This window comes from Janthinobacterium sp. 17J80-10, assembly GCF_004114795.1.
GTDB lineage: Bacteria > Pseudomonadota > Gammaproteobacteria > Burkholderiales > Burkholderiaceae_D > Paucimonas.
This window is the reverse complement of sequence record NZ_CP035311.1, coordinates 3,046,748-3,062,860: the sequence shown is the minus strand read 5'-3', so window position 1 is coordinate 3,062,860 and position 16,113 is coordinate 3,046,748. Positions and strand designations below refer to the sequence as shown.

The window sequence follows — 16,113 nt, the reverse complement described above, 5'->3', positions numbered from 1 at the left end:
GCGGAAATGAGAAAGGGGCCACGTTTTCACGTGGCCCCTTAATGAAGCTTGGCTCCCCGACCTGGACTCGAACCAGGGACCTGCGGATTAACAGTCGGGACAGAACACAGTAAGTTACTGCAAATTGAGTCAAATTTAACACAATTCTCGAAGGGTAAAAAGACCTTCAGAATCTACAGTTTACTCCATTTTTTGCCAATTTAATCCAAATTGGAAAAGCTGACGTGTGTACCGCTACTGTACCGAATGAACGCCTCACGCCAGCCTTTTGAAGTTTCATTCTTTCGCAGCTTCTGCCAGCACATCATTAACTGAACGGGCAACCAAGTATCTGGCTGGATTCTCACCTTCGGCCAGCGCCTTGAAATGGGCCTTGCCACATTCGATCTTGGCGCTTTCCTTGTCGCGTAGATCGTCTGTGAACAAGCTGCTTTTGGTCTCCACGACAAAGTACAGGCGCTGCATGCCGTCTTCCTCCACCAGTACGGCCCAATCAGGGTTGTAACTTCCCAACGGCGTCGGCACCTTGAACCAGCTGGGTAACTTGGCGTAGAGCTTGATGGCATCGTTCTTTTCAAGTGCATTGGCAAAGTCACGCTCAGTCGACGAATCATAGACAACATGCTCATAGATAGACTTGGCGGTATCCATCAGCATGTTCTTGAGATAGCCGGTCAGCTCCTCTTTTTCGAACAACTCTTGCGCATAGACGTGCTGGTCGCCAACCTTTTGGTACTTGATTCCATCTACCAGTGCCAGTCGCTTGCACCTGTTGATCGTTTCCGATGCCAACTCGATGAATTGTTGCGGGTTGCGCTTGAAATCGTCCAGCCGGCCGCTACCGATCAGGATGCTTGTGATAGTCCTGCGGGTAAGCTGGGTGCGATCCTGCAGGTCCGTGAGCACGTCTGGCAGCTCAATATCTGCCTCGTCCAGGACGACAGTCGCGGCACCGGCTTTTTCAGTGGCTTCTACGCCTGCTTTGCCGATGGCGATGTCAGCCTTGCGCCACTGCAGACGCGCTTTGGCGATCACGGGGGCTTTCTGCAGGGCGGCAATGCAGTCCGCTATCAGCTTGGCATTGTCGAATTGAACGCGGTAGGTCGTTTGGTGTTTGATCCGATCCCACAATGCCTTGAATTCATCACTCAGATAAATTGCCTTGCCTTCTTTGTCCTTGCGCAAGGCAATTTGCTTGCGCTCGTCGGCATTCTTGATCTCCAGGCGGCCAGACACTTTACGTAGCACCTCTGCGATCTGGCTGCGTTGCGCATCGAACTCTGCAGGCAACGCGAGCGTTCCATCCTTCAGTGCTGCCTTTAAAGAGTCCTGAACCTTGCCCTTGGCATCGATGTGGCCAGCGGCCTTCAAATGCTCCCACAGCGCTTTTGATTGATCTACGCCTAGTGGCACAGTCTGGCCGTCAGGAGCGGTCACGGCGATCGCGGCGAACTGGTGTTGTTCCACGATACCAAAGCGGATACCCGTATCGGCCTCAATCTCTTTCTGCAGGTTTTCGGCAAATTCTTCGTAGTTTTCAGTCGCAATGACCGTTAGGGTGTTGACATCGAAGCCGCGAACTCGCTCGCCCTGTTGATTAACGCATAGCCGCAACCCACGGCCGATCGTCTGGCGGCGCTCGCGCTCGCTTTGAATGTCGCGCAACGTACAGATTTGGAAGACATTGGGGTTATCCCAGCCTTCTTTCAACGCGGAGTGAGAAAAGATGAATTTAAGCGGGGTGGCAAAGGATAGTAGTTTTTCCTTTTCCTTCATAATCAAGTTGTACGCACGCTCGGCATTTTCGCGGTTGCCTGCGTTGTTCTCGCTGGTGTCTGTCCAGCCGCCTTTCTTGTCGATCGAGAAGTAGCCGTTGTGAACTTCCTCGGCGGCGCTGTTCAAGTCGATCTCGCCAAACAAGCTCTGATAAGCGGGTAACTTGGCGGCGCGGCGATATTCTTCTTCAAAGATGCGGGCGTAATCGCCTTTGACTGGCTTCCCGTCGGCGTCGTACTGCCTGTACTTGTCCACAGCATCGATGAAGAAAAGCGACAACACCTTGATGTTTAGCGGACGCAGCCGCTTTTCCTTGTCAAGATGCTCTTTGATCGTGCGGCGGATCATTTCCCGCTGTACGGCCAGTGCATCGATATCTCCATGGGCCTGTCCTGGTTTAAGGAACACTTCGCCCCCGGGGTAGCGCAGCTCCATATATTCTTCACCTTTAGCCGTATTGATTTCGCCGATCCGAAAATCGGCGTAGATTGCACGTCCAGCTTCTTGCTCAAGGTCACATCCGTCATACACTTCGATCTTTTGAGGCTGAACTACGCCAGTAGAATTGGTTTTGTGAATTTCTACAACAGCAGTAATTTTGTTCCGCTTATTGCTCACTGAAACTAGTCGAACGAACGGTTTATTATATGCATCCTCCACGGTGGCCGATGCAACTTCAATCTGCTTGACCAGCTTGCGTTCATAGGCATCTACAGCATCCAAGCGGAACACCATATTGTGTTTGTCCACATGGGTGGCCGAATAGCGCAAGGTGCATAGTGGATTCATAGCGTCAAGCGCCGTTTTGCCGGCACCTGTGAGACCGCCGTCCACACTTTGCGGCTCATCGACGATCACGACGGGTCGTGTGGCTTTGATCAGATCAATTGGCTTTTCGCCACCGGTTTTTTCAGATTCCTTATAAAGGTTGTTGACGTCCTTTTTGTTAATCGCACCGACCGTCACCACCATAATTTGGATGTTGGAACTTGTAGCAAAATTTCGTATCGGGCCTGGTTTAGTCGAATCATACATAAAGTATTCATACGGTACGCCCGCATAAAGTCCTTTGAAGTGGTCCTCGGTGATCTGCAGCGTCTTGTAGACGCCTTCTTTGATCGCCACCGAAGGCACGACAATCACAAACTTGCTAAAGCCGTAGCGCTTGTTCAGCTCAAAGATTGTACGCAGGTACACATAGGTCTTGCCGGTACCGGTTTCCATCTCTACGGTAAAGTCGCCGGAGGCCAATGTCCCGGACGGCGGCAGGCCGCACCGCACCTGTATCTCTGCCAGATTTTTGTGCAGCTCATCATCCAGAAGAGTAAGGCGGTTACCGATTCCTAGATCAGACTCGGCCATCCCTAGCGTCATTTGCTCAGGCTGCGAACCGGGAAACAGGTCCGCCCCAGCCGGCGTCGGCGCCTTCATCGTTACCGTGAACTCGGTGCGGCACACTTCTTGGCCACGGAACAAGTCGCAAACTGCCTCGATGGCCTGCATCTGATAGTCAAGGTTGGGCTCGAAATGAAGTTTCATGTGACCATCCTTATAGGCTGCGAACGTTCTGGACGCCGTGCTGCGCCAGAATGGCGGTGAGGTTGGTCTTGCCCACATCGTCAGCAAAGGAGCTATCGCGGAACACGCAGGTGGTCTCACCAGCCGGCGCCAGCTCCTTGTGCCAGTCGAGGATGCCTTGGCTAAGTGATTCCACTTGCTCGCGAGTGATCTTCTCGGCAAGGCAGGCCATCAGCACGCCCCCCCCAATGGAATGAACTCCGCAGCCTGCAATGGTGCGTCGTTCGATGGGCACACACAGATCGAGGCCAAGCTTGAGCAGCAATTCGTAGAGCACGTCGCCCTCGCTGCGGCCTTCGAGCAGGTGATCCTGATGATCAAACAGCGAAGCTGCCAGATCCGCTGGATTGGGATTCCATGCACGGATATTCGAATGGTCAAGTTTAAAAACTCGGAAACCGGTGTCTCCGGCGAACATCGGATTTTCATCTCTAATTTTGGAAGCTGCTCGGCGGAGACGTTCTTTTGTCAGCTCAGTAATTTTTCGAGGTCTGTTTAACTTGTCACAATAATCGGCTGCGGCTTTTTGTTCGGCATTATCGGGATTTAATGGCTCAGGCAATTGCACCAATATAAAGCGCCGCCCGCCATCATCAATTACGTTTTGAGCGAAAACCGCATGGCCTGTCGTTCCGGAGCCGGAAAAAAAGTCCATAACAATGTCTCCTGGGCGGCTTGATATTTGGATCAACCGTTGAATCAATAGGCAAGGCTTAGGATAGTCAAATATTCCTTGCGCCTTAAACAGTTCATCGATTTCTCTTTTTGCTTCCGCCGTATCACCAGCAAATTTTCGGGAGAAAATTGTAATCGGTACCAACCCGTCCTGCACTTCCGATAGATATCGCTTAATCATCGGATATGCATCACCGTTTCCCCAAATTATTTCATTTGCAGCGATCTTTGAATTGATCGAATCTTCGCTGAATGCCCAGAAGCGGCCTGATGGACGCGAAAGCACTACCCCATTTGGCTTCGTAATCTTGTAATCAGCACTATATGCATTATGTGCAGTCACGGGATCAGGCTTCCAAGGTCCTTTGGGATCGTTATCTGGATTTTGATAAGCTGACGTATCGTCGCGTGGCAAAAGTGTTCTGTCCCATTGCAAAATATCTTTTGCGTACGCTAGTACATAGTCATGACTGATGGAGAAGGTTTTGGCTGAATTCTTGCGTGTGTGGACTTTTTCCCAAACGATCGATGCAAGGAAGTTTTCTGCGCCGAAGATCTCATCACACATAGATCTAGCATTGGCTACCTCGGTATCATCAAGACTTATAAATATTGCTCCGCGTGAGTGAAGCATGTTTTTGGCTAGCTTTAATCTCGGATACATCATGTTCAACCAGTCAGTATGAAAGCGGCCGCTAGCATCCGTATTGCTACTGATTTTTTTCCCGCCTTCCAACTGACCAGTCAATTCCAAGTAATTTTTAATGTTGTCCTGGAAGTTGTCTGGGTATACAAAATCCCTACCCGTGTTGTAGGGAGGATCAATGAAAATAAGCTTAACTTTACCGCAGTAGCTCTTCTGTAACAGTTTGAGTACCTCGAGGTTTTCGCCCTCAATCATTAAGTTTTTGGTCGAATCCCAGTCTACGCTTTCTTCAGGGCAGGGGCGGAGAGTGCCAGTTGATGGGGAAAGTGCCATTTGTCGCGCCCGCCGCTTGCCGTGCCAATTAAGACCATATTTTTCGTCGGCATCGGTAACTGCCTGATCGCCGACCAGCGATTTGAGGACATCCACATTCACCGATACGCCGTTAGGGCCTTCGGTGATGAGTTCTGGGAAGAGCGATTTCAGCTGTTCGATGTTGCCGGCGACAAGGTTGGCTGACTGGGCTTCTGGGGAATCAATATCAATTTTCTGCATTTCATTGTCTTTCATATCTTCATTTTTTAAAGCTGCTTGCGCACGTTGGCCAACTGGTCTTGGACGCGCTTTAGCGCCAAATTCAATTCAACCTGACGTGCTATCTGTTTTTCCTTGGCCGCTTGTGCACGTATGCGGGTTGCTTCAGCTTCGAGCTGTTCGCATTCTTGCAGCGCCTGGCGTCGTGCAGCGGATTGGTGTGGACTGCTGGCCCTTTTATATGCGCCGGTCAGCATGGCAGCCTTAAGGGCTTGTATACAGTCGATCCAGCCTTGGTATAGCGGTTCTAGCGTGGTTTGAGGCTGACAATTGAGCGCCAAGGCGTTCCAAAATGCGCGCTCCACATCGCTCGTAACCTTTTCATCCGGTAATGTCGCACTGTAGATTTCACCATCCAACACCACTTTTCCAACTTCGTTTTGCGCCCAGCGTTTGTGCGCCAGCGACAGCGTGATCTGCTGGCCAGATTGGGATAGCAGCAACACCGGGTACGGAATTGCACGATGCACTAGTTCCAATAGCCGTTGTGCTCTGGCAGCCTTGCTATCCAGCCCGCGCAAGATCAAGGTCAGTAATGCAATCTCTAGATATTCTCGTTGTTCGTCTTTGTAGGCTGATACACCGATCGTATTGGGCTTAAGTGCGGCAATCCAGTGAAGCTCTTCCACGCTGTCGTTGACAAATCGCTTGTCAGCTGCTGTTGGTACGCCGTTTTCGAGTAACAGTTTTTTGGGGATGCGTTGATCAACCCGGCAAGATTCTGGCAGGCTGATTGCATCGAGCGCGGTTTGAATCATCAAATCATTACCTCGCTGCCGTAATTCGCTCAACACACTCGCCAATAAAGCCGCAATCTCTGCAACGCTTTGTGCGGCGATCTAGCAATGCCTTTACTCCGTAGCAACCTGGTCGCTTGATCTCAACTCCAGGTTGTGGCGTTAAGCGCCACGCTGCCCCTTTGAACCACTTGCCGGCACTTTGCATGAATTCACCCAGGGATGACATTAATGCTCCGGATTGTTCGAGGGCGACGCCTAATGCGTGAATTGAATTTCCCGCACCACCAAAAATGCCATTTACAGCCAGAATGGCGACGCCAAACTCTACCCAATAAGAACCGTCGCCGTCTCCAATGTAACTAACAGTGATTTCGGCATCGGGTAAAGTTGTCATTTTGGCCAAAATGCCCTGTAACGCCATTTGGCTTTCAACTCGGCATAGACGCTTTTCTTCCGTAGTGAAAAGCCTGTCTTCAGCTTGCTCAAACTTCAGGGTTACGATTGCCACGTCGTTGCTATTGATAGGCTCCTGTTTTATTTCATGCCCTTCCAAAATTACAAGAAAGGCCAATACTTCAAAATCATTGGAGCCTGCGAACTCGCCTTTTAGCGCATGCGTTCCGCCTGACGTAAACAGGCTCGCAACTGCTCTCTCTTCATTTTTCCCAACGATAGACGCTATTGCGGTGGAGAGCAGTTTTTGCGCTTGCCGCATATCTTCGCCGTACTTCGTAGCCTTATCGAATCGGGCGCAAGCGCCGGCGTCTGGAAAATCGCGCCCCAGCGCCAAGCGCTTGAGCCTGTCGAGAATGCGTTTGGCTTGGGTGTAGGGCAGCAGTACAGCGCCGTCGTCGCCAACATGAACAAGATAATGTGGCGCTAATGGGTAGCCTGACTCCTTGGCTTTATGGGCTGCCGGACCTTCGGCTCGCAGGCAGAAAATGATACCTGGCGGGATATCTGCATCTATGCTGGTCGTCACCGCATAGGCCCCAAGATGTTGGTTGTCCAGCTTGCCAGGATGCGCCTTGAGGTACTGGGCAAGATCAATCCGGAAGTCGGTGAGCGTCAGATCAGTGATCGAGACCCCGGTGGACAGGTCCTCCATATCGATGACTGTGTCCTGCAGCTTGAGCAGCTGTTTGCGCCGGTACTCCAGATCGTTCATTGGATTGCCGGACTGCTGTTCGATAAGGTTTTCTTCGCCGGTTGCGGAGATATCGAGCAGAACCATCCGGCCGCTGACCCGTTGCTCTAGATTGATGTATTCCTCCAGCTCCATGTTGGGCCAGAAGTTGACGAGCTGGATGCAATTGTTGGGTGAACCGATGCGGTCGATCCGACCGAAGCGCTGAATGATTCGTACCGGGTTCCAGTGAATGTCGTAGTTGATCAGCCAGTCACAATCCTGCAGATTCTGGCCTTCGGAGATGCAGTCCGTGGCGAATAGCAGGTCGATTTCGCCTTCCTCTGCCATATCTGCCGGGCGTTCCTTGGAGCGTGGGGAAAAAGCAGTCAGGACACTGCTCATGCTTTTTGATAAGCCGGGCAGGGTGCATTGAATCCCGGCGCTCCCAGTCACCAGTGCTGAATCTACTCCCAACTCGCTTTTGCTCCATGCGGCGAGCTCTGCATAGAGGTATTTTGCGGTGTCTGCAAAGGCGGTAAAGATGATGATTTTGCGGTTGCCGGCGTTGATCGGCTTGCGGCATTTTTCCGCGATCATTTTCCGTAACGCTGCTAGCTTGGCGTCCCGTGACGAATCCACTTGCTTTGCTGCCGAGAGCAAGGTTGCCAGCCGATTGCGGTCTTCGATCAGGTCTTGTTTCCAGCGAATGAGATCAACATCGCTGAGTAATACTTTGACTTTGCGCCCAACCAGCAAGGTTTCGAATGCAGGATCATCAATATCGACGTCCGCGATATCAATTTCTTCAATATCGTCGGCATGCGCCTCGATGTGTGCCAACGTCGCCTCTACGTCTTTCAGCTGCCGCTCGATCGTCAGGGTGAATGACGATACGGCGCTTTCCATCCGTTTCAGGACATTGACGCGCAAAAGATGGATCAGGCTCTCTTCGCGGTCCGCCTGGCGGAAAAAGCTTTCGCCATCCCGAATCTGGGTGCTGTACTTTGCGTCGTAGGCTGCTTGCTTCTGGGGTAGAACGTAGCGCAGTGGCGCATAGCTGGCGAGGTTCAGGCGCCGGATTTCCAGGTTGATGTCGCGAATAGCTCGAAACTCGCCGGCCAAATCGACATCTGCCTTGATATTGATGGGGGGAAGGCGATCAGGAAAGCGTCCTGTTTCACTGGTGCCGTAATACTTTTCCACGTGGCGGCGTGAACGCGCAATCGTAAGGTGATCGAGAAGCGTGAAATAGTCGAATCCAAGCATCTCGACAAGCTTTGCTGGCGTCTTCTCAGACTCATCCATGCTCAACCAGCGATTGAATTGCGCCTGTGCCTTGCGGGTGGTCGCTTCAATGCTCGCAATGCCGTGGTCGAATAGGGCGGTGTCATCGCCTTCGGTGACAAAGGAGATTTGATTGCGCAGATCAGCGAGACGGTTGTTGACCGGTGTGGCCGAAAGCATCAGGACGCGTGTCTTGACTCCTTCTTTGATAATTTTGCGCATCAATCGGTCGTAGCGCGATTCCTTGCCTTTGTGTGTCGCCTTGTTGCGGAAATTGTGCGATTCGTCGATCACCACCAGGTCGTAATTTCCCCAGTTGACATTGGATAAATCGATATCGCCGGACGTGCCGCCATCGCGAGAGAGGTCGGTATGGTTCAGAACATCGTAATTGAAGCGGTCTGCCGCCAGAATGTTCCGCTTGTCGTTGGCTTTGTAGAGCGTCCAGTTGTCACGCAAGCGTTTGGGCGCCAGGACCAGTACGCGGTCATTGCGTAGCTCGTGATATTTGATGATTGCAAGTGCTTCAAAGGTCTTGCCAAGGCCCACGCTATCGGCAATGATGCAGCCGCCAAAACGCGCCAGTTTGTCGATCGCTCCTACTACACCGTCACGCTGGAACTTGAACAGTTTTTTCCATACTACTGTGTTGCGGATACCCGTTGCAGATTTGACGATACGGTCCTCGTCCATTTCTTCGCCGTTGTCCCGAAACAGGTGATGCAAGATCAAGGTATAGAGCGTGAATGGCTCTCGGTGTTCGCCGATGGCTTGTAGTGACTGAATAAGGCTGTCGCGAGCATCCGGCTGGGAACGCAGCGACGCCCACTGCTGGTCAAACCATTTCGCAAGCTGCGAGGCTTCTTCTGTTGACTCGGAAGCCTGGATTAAACTCAAAGGATTGCCTGGAGTCAGGCCAAGTCCGTCAGTTGTAAACGCGAAGGAGCCAAGCGCGACCTGTTGGGGCGTCGCCTGAGCATCGCGGATCACAGCTGCAGCTTGAGGCACTCGTCCGTGCGCCCGCCGCAGCTCAACTTTCTCTTCGATCCACTTGGCGCATTGAAGCGCGAGCCAACGGGCTTGCAAGCGATTGCGACTTGCGCGATCTCCTTCTGCGCCGAGGAAATCGAGCTTCTCATCATCGGACGGCAGAATCATCTGCACCTGGCCCAGCGCTGAGAGCGCTTCCTGAAGTTCAGCGAATGCAAATAATGAGAAAGAGGGGGTTACACAGTCGAGATGATTGCCACCTTTAAGATATGGACGTATCAGGTCGATCAACCGGTCTGTGCCGGTATTGTTGATCAGTTTCATGCGCATTTACCCGATACGTTGGCACTGGCAAAGTTCTTGTTCCCCCGTGTTTCTACCTGCAACGTCAGTGTGTTTAGCCTGATTGTTTTGCTCTGATTCGCTTCGCTCATGTTTTTCCTTCGTTTTTTTTGATAGGCGCAATCTTATAAATTGTCGTGCGGGAGACCTTGTAACGATCGGCGATCTGAGAAACCGAAATGCTTGGGTCAGTTATTAGCCTTTTGATTTCACGAATTTGCTTTTCGTCGAGCTTCGGCTTGCGACCACCGGCCCGGCCGCGAGCGCGAGCGGCGGCAAGGCCGGCATAGGTACGCTCTCGGATCAGGTTGCGTTCGAACTCGGCCAGCGCGGCGAAGACATGGAATACCAGCTTGCCGGCTGCACTGCCGGTTTCGATTTTTTCTCCTAGGCTTTCGAAGCTGACGCCGCCTTGTTCAAGGTCGGCCACAATCTGGACAAGATCGGGCAAGCTCCTTCCTAATCTGTCGAGCCGCCAAACCACAAGGGTGTCGCCTGGTCGCAGCGCCTTGCGACACTGTTCGAGTTCTGGGCGACCAGCTGATTTGCCGCTGGCAGTTTCCTCGTAAATCGTCGAGCAACTGGCTCGCTTGAGCGCATCGCGCTGCAAATCGAGATTTTGGTCGTCCGTGGAGACGCGGGCATACCCAATACGTTGATTCATTGACGATTTAGGGATTTTGAAAAGTTGACGGGAATTTTGACAGAAAACTGTGTCTGTCGGTCAATTTTTCAACGTCGAAATGCACTGTTCAGCAAACCACCGTTTGTTGGACGCAGACGGAGGTCAAAGTTGGCGGTTGCTTCTACCTTTTCCAGCCAAAGCCCTGAGCCTTTTCCATAAGATCAGTGAACGTGTCCGACTCAGGCTCATCGGCATGATTTACTCCAACGGCTGAAGGGAACCGAATTAAGAAAATAAGCTGTTCGAACTGGTCTGAAATAATTGCCGCCTCAATGGCATCTTCTGTAGCGTGCCATACGCCCGGTGCGACACTCCTCGTTCCGCCGGGGGCGAAAGCAATGCTTCGCAAATGTTCTATTACCGATGGAGGTACAACTTCCCCTGGCGATTTGTATGCACCTATGCGCTTGGCTGCTTGACTACAAAATGACCAGCAAATGAACTCATCATGGTCCGCAACTACCAACATGGCCGCTTCCGATGTGAACTCTAGCCATTTCAATGCGGTTGCGGTTAGTGAAGTCTGATAGCGGTCGGCGCAGTGGCCCAGCAGATCAAATGACAGCGGTTGCCCTGCAATTTGTACTTCGAAGTCAGTCCTTGGCATCAGTAAGTAAGATGCAAAAGTATTGGCTTGTGACTCAATACGCTTAGATTCAGGGCTGTCGTATTCGAGTATTTGTACCTGCCCACATTGGAACGTATCGCGAAGCTTCCGATGCAGAAGGTAATGCCCTAGCTCATGGGCGATGGTGAAATTGATCCGCCCAGGTATCGTCACATTTTCATCGTAGGAGATGCACCAGTCATTCTTCTTCTGGCGCTTCGATAACATCCCATCTATCCCGTCAATTCCATGTGGGATGACACATCCTACTGGCTCAGCGAAGCGCGCCTTGGTCACCTCAAGCGCGATGTCTTTTACTCTGACTGGGAATCCTTGGCCGCTTGCAAGCCAAAGCTTTGCAAGTTGAATTCCCCAAGCAACTGGCGTTGCCGGGTCATTCATCGTCGATGGCTTTCAAGAACTTCTCAAGCGCCAAGCGTTTTGCCGGATCAAGTTGCGATACGCGCCGAAAAAAGACGAGGTCAGCATCTGTAGTGGACAGCTCTTGTTTTTCATCATCCAGAAGAAACTCGACTGTGACCCCAAAGACTTCTGCAATACGGGCTATTTTTTCCGCAGACGGCCGGACAACTGGACGGTTTTCCAGTTCCCAAATGTAACTTTTGCTTGATCCGGTCTTTTCCGCAAGTTGATCTAATGTCAACTTTAATCGCTTTCGCTGTGTTCGTATTTTTTCACCAATTGCTGTTGCCATCTTAACCTCCATGCCTCGAATGTTCAGAGTAGGCGCATTTTTTCTGCTTGACAAGAGAATTTTATAGTCCGATACTAAAAGTGCGCCTATGCCGAACTTTATTCCACGGGCGTATTTTATAAAGGGTATTACCATGGCAACTACGATTAAATGTACGGCACGTCGGATGGCAGGTGGCGCGGGGCATGAACATATCAGCCACCTCTGGTGGGATAGGGTTGAGGAGTCGGGAAGAGTGATTGAAAGTGGAAATTGCACTCGGGAAGATATGGTTGCTTACATCGAGAAAAACGGAAACCATTCAGTATGGTGTCCGGACCGTAATCCGCATGTAAAGGGTGCTTGGGTGCATGTTCATAGCAACGGCCGGATCAAATATGTACAGACCGTTGCTGATGGGCGCACAACAGACAACCTGTTGTCGTTGCCCCAGAAATGAGCTTTAAAGACGCTGATTCTTGATAAAGTTTCGGCGTCTTTTATTTGGGAAACATCTTCCCAGGGTTACAAACCTTATGTGGTGGCATTTTGGCACCGGATGGTCTATAATTGTTTTGTGTGTCGTGAAGTTGTTTAAAAATGTTCGGCATACACGTAAAAAATCGATCTTATTATTTTTGCTATTTTTAAATTTTTCTGACTTTTTACTTTTTACTTTTTACTTATTTACTTTGGAGAAGGCGCATTTGCGCCACCCTGCAATAGCTGTAGTCGCTGAAAAGTGAGCTGTTGTGGGTTACCCAGGAGGGTAGACATGAGCGTAGTTGAAGAACGGGGCCGTATCACGGCCAGAGTTCCTCTTGCAGTGCAAGAGAAATTGCAGGAGGCGGCAGATTTGGTAGGGGCTACTGTGAACCAGTTTGTGGTTCAGAGTGCGCTTGAAAAAGCAGAGCAAATCATCGATCGTGAGACGATGATTGGTGTGACCCGCCGTGATGCCGCCATGTTGATTGACTTATTTGAGAATCCGCCAAAGCCGAATCCGGCATTGAAGCGGGCACTTGAGCGGTATAAGGGCAGGATAAAAAATGGCTCACTACGTAGCACCGCTGGATCAGACTCATGATGTAAAAGGTTTTGACTGCGGAACAGAAAAATTAAATACCTGGCTGCAAACGATCGCAGGCCAACACCAATCAAAAGGGCTGTCCAAAACCTTCGTCTTGGTAGAAGATGAAGCGCCCACAATCATCATTGGCTTCTACGCCTTGGCAATCCGCCGTATGACGCCCAAAGAGGCTCTGCCGGCGGAGTTGGCCAGAAAACTTCCTTCCGATATTCCTGGTTATACGCTTGCACGGTTGGCCATAGCCACCAGTGCAGCAGGGCAGGGCTTTGGCGCCGAGCTTCTTATCGATGCGATGCGACGGGCCAAGCAGGTTTCAAATCAAGTAGGCGGTTCTTTTCTTTTCGTTGACGCGAAAGACCAGAGGGCCGCCGATTTTTACAGCCACTTCGGATTCGTTCCATTGCCAGATGATCCGCTCACCTTGGTGATGCCGATGTCTGCGATCGAGGACGACTGATTAAGCCAAGTTCAAGTACCGTCAGGCTTTGACAAGCCTTAGGTGGGCGGTGCGGCCACGTTTAAGAATGTTATCCATTTGTTGACGTGATTGCCTGACCTGCTCAGTCGCCGACTGTCCCGCATGTAGGCATTTGGTGAAATCATATTCGCCAACTTGCCGCGCCCAGTACAGGGCACGGTAATAGGTGAGCGAGTCAACGCCGGCAAGCAGCAACCTTTTTTGCAAGGCCGAATATGCCCCAAACTCGGCCGGCCTTTGATCCATGATTTCAAAAGCCCAGCCAAGCGGATCGCCGATCGCTATCGGGCTCAAGACTTGATAGATTGGGAAGGGCGTCGCATCGCTTTCTGCCAAATCGATATATGCCTGGCCGGATTCAGTGACGATGCCGAGCTTTCGAAAGCCCTGCAGTGAGTCATCGATCTCGATCAAAACATCGGGTGTGAATTTGGCGATATCCATAGCTGGTCTCGCTGGAATGGGGCAAGTGCGAGCATACAAGACTTTTGCCATATCAAAGGTAATTTCTCCGCGCTGTTGCGCGGCGGCGGATAGCAGTATGCGTAGTACTACGATCTAAAATATTGAAATCTATCGCCTACAATAAAATAGGCTCGTCATTCTGGAGGCAGGTATGTCCAAATCATTCTTCAGCAAGCTCGGTGAAGACAAGCTCGTTGAGCTTGCCAAAGCCGCCGCCGACGAGGCCATCAAAGAAGCGCATGCAGCCGGCTTGCCGGTTACGGGAACAGTAAATGGTGTTATCTCTCGCGTCTATCCTGACGGTCGGGTGCAGCCACTGACGGAGTTCAAGGAGCGGCAAAAGTCCGTTGAGCAAACGCTTGCCAGTTGGGCGCTCGAAGGCTTTGTGCCCGACGCCGAATATCGGGCGCTGCTCGATCGCTACATCGATGGTTCAATGACCATTGAACAAATCAGCGCGGCGACAGATGTCAAACTGCGCTTAAGGGCTCGTGAATGAATTTTAACGGCTCATACTCATTTTAATGTGGATATGGCCGTGCTTCGGACGATCGTTTGGTAGAACATTCGAGATTCCACCAGCATAGTCGATCACAGCGTGGACGCCTTCGGTAATCCTGTCAGGGAAATGTTGCCGATCATGGATTACGACGACATTGCTCCCAATTCTTTGCAAGACATAATGCTCCGTCGAGTCAATGATCTGGCCGATATACTGCCTTGGCTTCTGATCAATCGGTTGTTCCTTCAATCCGTAGGTCTTGCACTTTGCAGAGGCCAGTTCGCGATCCAGCAACTTGGTGGCAGTCAAAGCTGCTAAATTTTCTTGTCGAAGTTCGTTATTTGCCTTTCGCAGTTCTCGCAAAGGATTTGAGTATCGCGGATTACGCGCATATTTCCATCCGAGATGTTTTTCTGGAAGACGATTTGGCGCGCCAAAATTATTGCCATTTCCTTGATCAATGGTGTCGTTATGCTGTGCTGCGAGACTGCGATGGTCTACTCTAGCCTGATGTCCATAACGGCTCAAATGTTGATTTTGAAGGTCGGCCCACAGCTCCCGAATCAGTTCTAGCTTTTCTGTTGTTCCCCAGCTCTGGTCTTTTCGTGCGCCGCCTTTCGCGGGATCGATCGGCTTTCGATTTCCATTCTTATCCGGGCGGCTTGCGGCTGCGCGACGAAAATAGATTTCGGGGTCACGCGGTATGCCGTCTTCTATTCGCTCCGAAAACTGAATATGTGCATGGGGCTGCTCGCCGCCGTCAATTGCCGCACGAGGGTTATGAATCGCCACAGAATAGGCGTGCTGGCTACCCAGCGTTTCGCGGATAAATTCTTGGACCAAGCCGATACGTTGGGCGGGCGTCAATTCTCGCGGCAGAGCTACTTCCAGCTCGCGGTATGTATTCGCATTAGCCCGCTCATATGCGTCTGCAGCTTTCCAAAACTGGCCAGGATCATGCTCGGCCCATTTGGGCATGTTGCCATGCCAAAGAGCTTCCAGATCATCCTGTTTTTGGCGATGCGAATACCGCCCGGCACGGGCGATGTAATTTGCATGCGCTGCGGCCTTGCCTTTGCCGCCAATCTTCATTGAGCAATGATACGTAGCCATGCTATTCCCTCTGAAATCTGTCAGACAAAGGTTTCCTATGGTCAACAAAAAGTTTATCGCGATAAACTTCTTTGTCAGATGGGGAGGTGGCCAAAACTTTATCGCGATAAAGTTTTGCGACATTAAAAGTTGGGCGCGCCCAACTTTTTGGTTCATGTTCGCGCTGTACGGCTGCCAAAGCTTTTCGCACGGTTTATCTCGCAGAGATAAACTATTAAGTGCGCATTACTGATCCTTCAACTGACGAGTTTTCGCCACTGATCTTGACTCTAGGATTTGGTCCCCATCAGCTTTTAACATCGCCGCAATTTTTTCCCAACCGTCACGCGCACATTGAAGTTTCATATGTGTGAAGGCGCCAATTAATAGCCCTTTGTCCCAATCGCCAAGTTGGGCAAGTTCGACCAGCCCGCCTAGTTCGATTAACCGTCGAGTTCGAATTCGATGGGCTTGTACCTTTTCATTTTTCAATGCGTGGGCAGCCTTTGCGGCGGCAGCTTCAGCGCGACAGCGTGACTTCTCACATAAAATCAACGCTTCCATTGCCCGAAGCTCAGCCGTCGTTAGCCTATGTCCCTGAAGATACCTCGCTCCCAAATCCACGAGCTTCAGTTGTTGATCGGACGGATTCTGCAACGATTTGATAAGCGCCATTTGTGTATGCAGGTAGTTTTCTGAATTTCGATTCATATTCGCTGATAAAGGTATTCTGTCTATATCGTTTG

The 16,113-nt window shown here is 51.1% G+C and carries 13 protein-coding genes and 1 pseudogene; 4 read left to right on the top strand and 10 right to left on the bottom strand.

Features of this window, described 5'->3' with window-relative positions; genetic code table 11:
* Nucleotides 1-276 precede the first annotated feature (276 nt).
* From EKL02_RS13750 to EKL02_RS13720, 7 genes and pseudogenes are all read right to left on the bottom strand, one after another.
* Nucleotides 277-3,315 (bottom strand): DEAD/DEAH box helicase family protein, encoded by a 3,039-nt coding sequence (locus tag EKL02_RS13750; protein WP_128902574.1) that lies wholly within the window; start codon nt 3,313-3,315, stop codon nt 277-279.
* Between the two features lie 10 nt (nt 3,316-3,325).
* The gene (locus EKL02_RS13745; RefSeq protein ID WP_241687719.1) at nt 3,326-5,245 is read right to left on the bottom strand and encodes a site-specific DNA-methyltransferase; all 1,920 of its coding nucleotides are present in this window, start codon (nt 5,243-5,245) and stop codon (nt 3,326-3,328) included.
* A gap of 11 nt (nt 5,246-5,256) precedes the next feature.
* Nucleotides 5,257-6,027, bottom strand: a complete 771-nt coding sequence (locus EKL02_RS13740; protein ID WP_128902573.1) for a DUF4391 domain-containing protein — start codon at nt 6,025-6,027, stop codon at nt 5,257-5,259.
* A gap of 532 nt (nt 6,028-6,559) precedes the next feature.
* A pseudogene (locus EKL02_RS13735) lies at nt 6,560-9,736 on the bottom strand (helicase-related protein); the annotation flags it as partial.
* A 106-nt stretch (nt 9,737-9,842) separates the two neighbouring features.
* Nucleotides 9,843-10,418 (bottom strand): recombinase family protein, encoded by a 576-nt coding sequence (locus EKL02_RS13730; protein WP_128902572.1) that lies wholly within the window; start codon nt 10,416-10,418, stop codon nt 9,843-9,845.
* A 142-nt stretch (nt 10,419-10,560) separates the two neighbouring features.
* Complete coding sequence (locus EKL02_RS13725; RefSeq protein WP_128902571.1) at nt 10,561-11,448, bottom strand: ImmA/IrrE family metallo-endopeptidase; 888 nt, start codon at nt 11,446-11,448, stop codon at nt 10,561-10,563.
* Complete coding sequence (locus EKL02_RS13720) at nt 11,441-11,761, bottom strand: helix-turn-helix transcriptional regulator (RefSeq protein ID WP_128902570.1); 321 nt, start codon at nt 11,759-11,761, stop codon at nt 11,441-11,443. Before EKL02_RS13720 ends, EKL02_RS13725 begins: the two co-directional genes overlap by 8 nt.
* A gap of 133 nt (nt 11,762-11,894) precedes the next feature.
* Here EKL02_RS13720 and EKL02_RS13715 point away from each other — a divergent pair, with 133 nt between their 5' ends.
* The 3 genes from EKL02_RS13715 to EKL02_RS13705 all read left to right on the top strand — a co-directional run bounded on the left by EKL02_RS13715 (nt 11,895) and on the right by EKL02_RS13705 (nt 13,287).
* Nucleotides 11,895-12,200, top strand: a complete 306-nt coding sequence (locus EKL02_RS13715; protein ID WP_128902569.1) for a DUF3892 domain-containing protein — start codon at nt 11,895-11,897, stop codon at nt 12,198-12,200.
* Nucleotides 12,201-12,515: 315 nt separating this feature from the next.
* Entirely contained in the window at nt 12,516-12,827 is a 312-nt protein-coding gene (locus EKL02_RS13710) for a DUF1778 domain-containing protein (protein ID WP_128902568.1), read from the top strand.
* Nucleotides 12,790-13,287: a GNAT family N-acetyltransferase gene (locus tag EKL02_RS13705; protein WP_128902567.1), complete on the top strand. Its 498-nt coding sequence runs from the start codon at nt 12,790-12,792 to the stop codon at nt 13,285-13,287. Before EKL02_RS13710 ends, EKL02_RS13705 begins: the two co-directional genes overlap by 38 nt.
* Nucleotides 13,288-13,308: 21 nt before the next feature.
* On the opposite strand, the gene EKL02_RS13700 is transcribed toward EKL02_RS13705, so the two are convergent.
* Nucleotides 13,309-13,752: a hypothetical protein gene (locus tag EKL02_RS13700; protein WP_128902566.1), complete on the bottom strand. Its 444-nt coding sequence runs from the start codon at nt 13,750-13,752 to the stop codon at nt 13,309-13,311.
* Nucleotides 13,753-13,924: 172 nt separating this feature from the next.
* Here EKL02_RS13700 and EKL02_RS13695 point away from each other — a divergent pair, with 172 nt between their 5' ends.
* A complete protein-coding gene (locus EKL02_RS13695) occupies nt 13,925-14,272 on the top strand; it encodes an antitoxin VbhA family protein (RefSeq protein ID WP_128902565.1) in 348 nt (115 codons plus the stop codon).
* Between the two features lie 3 nt (nt 14,273-14,275).
* Here the strand turns inward: EKL02_RS13695 and EKL02_RS13690 are convergent, their stop codons facing one another.
* Both EKL02_RS13690 and EKL02_RS13685 read right to left on the bottom strand, forming a co-directional pair.
* Nucleotides 14,276-15,544, bottom strand: coding sequence for a MobA/MobL family protein (locus tag EKL02_RS13690; RefSeq protein WP_206732398.1), 1,269 nt, complete (start codon nt 15,542-15,544; stop codon nt 14,276-14,278).
* A 69-nt stretch (nt 15,545-15,613) separates the two neighbouring features.
* Nucleotides 15,614-16,078, bottom strand: a complete 465-nt coding sequence (locus EKL02_RS13685; protein ID WP_128902564.1) for a conjugal transfer protein TraD — start codon at nt 16,076-16,078, stop codon at nt 15,614-15,616.
* Nucleotides 16,079-16,113: the final 35 nt, after the last annotated feature.

Coding starts and splice junctions, on each gene's coding strand:
- EKL02_RS13750 (WP_128902574.1), bottom strand. CDS start 3,315: ATGAAACTTCATTTCGAGCCCAACCTTGACTATCAGATGCAGGCCATC.
- EKL02_RS13745 (WP_241687719.1), bottom strand. CDS start 5,245: ATGAAAGACAATGAAATGCAGAAAATTGATATTGATTCCCCAGAAGCC.
- EKL02_RS13740 (WP_128902573.1), bottom strand. CDS start 6,027: ATGATTCAAACCGCGCTCGATGCAATCAGCCTGCCAGAATCTTGCCGG.
- EKL02_RS13730 (WP_128902572.1), bottom strand. CDS start 10,418: ATGAATCAACGTATTGGGTATGCCCGCGTCTCCACGGACGACCAAAAT.
- EKL02_RS13725 (WP_128902571.1), bottom strand. CDS start 11,448: ATGAATGACCCGGCAACGCCAGTTGCTTGGGGAATTCAACTTGCAAAG.
- EKL02_RS13720 (WP_128902570.1), bottom strand. CDS start 11,761: ATGGCAACAGCAATTGGTGAAAAAATACGAACACAGCGAAAGCGATTA.
- EKL02_RS13715 (WP_128902569.1), top strand. CDS start 11,895: ATGGCAACTACGATTAAATGTACGGCACGTCGGATGGCAGGTGGCGCG.
- EKL02_RS13710 (WP_128902568.1), top strand. CDS start 12,516: ATGAGCGTAGTTGAAGAACGGGGCCGTATCACGGCCAGAGTTCCTCTT.
- EKL02_RS13705 (WP_128902567.1), top strand. CDS start 12,790: ATGGCTCACTACGTAGCACCGCTGGATCAGACTCATGATGTAAAAGGT.
- EKL02_RS13700 (WP_128902566.1), bottom strand. CDS start 13,752: ATGGATATCGCCAAATTCACACCCGATGTTTTGATCGAGATCGATGAC.
- EKL02_RS13695 (WP_128902565.1), top strand. CDS start 13,925: ATGTCCAAATCATTCTTCAGCAAGCTCGGTGAAGACAAGCTCGTTGAG.
- EKL02_RS13690 (WP_206732398.1), bottom strand. CDS start 15,544: ATGAACCAAAAAGTTGGGCGCGCCCAACTTTTAATGTCGCAAAACTTT.
- EKL02_RS13685 (WP_128902564.1), bottom strand. CDS start 16,078: ATGAATCGAAATTCAGAAAACTACCTGCATACACAAATGGCGCTTATC.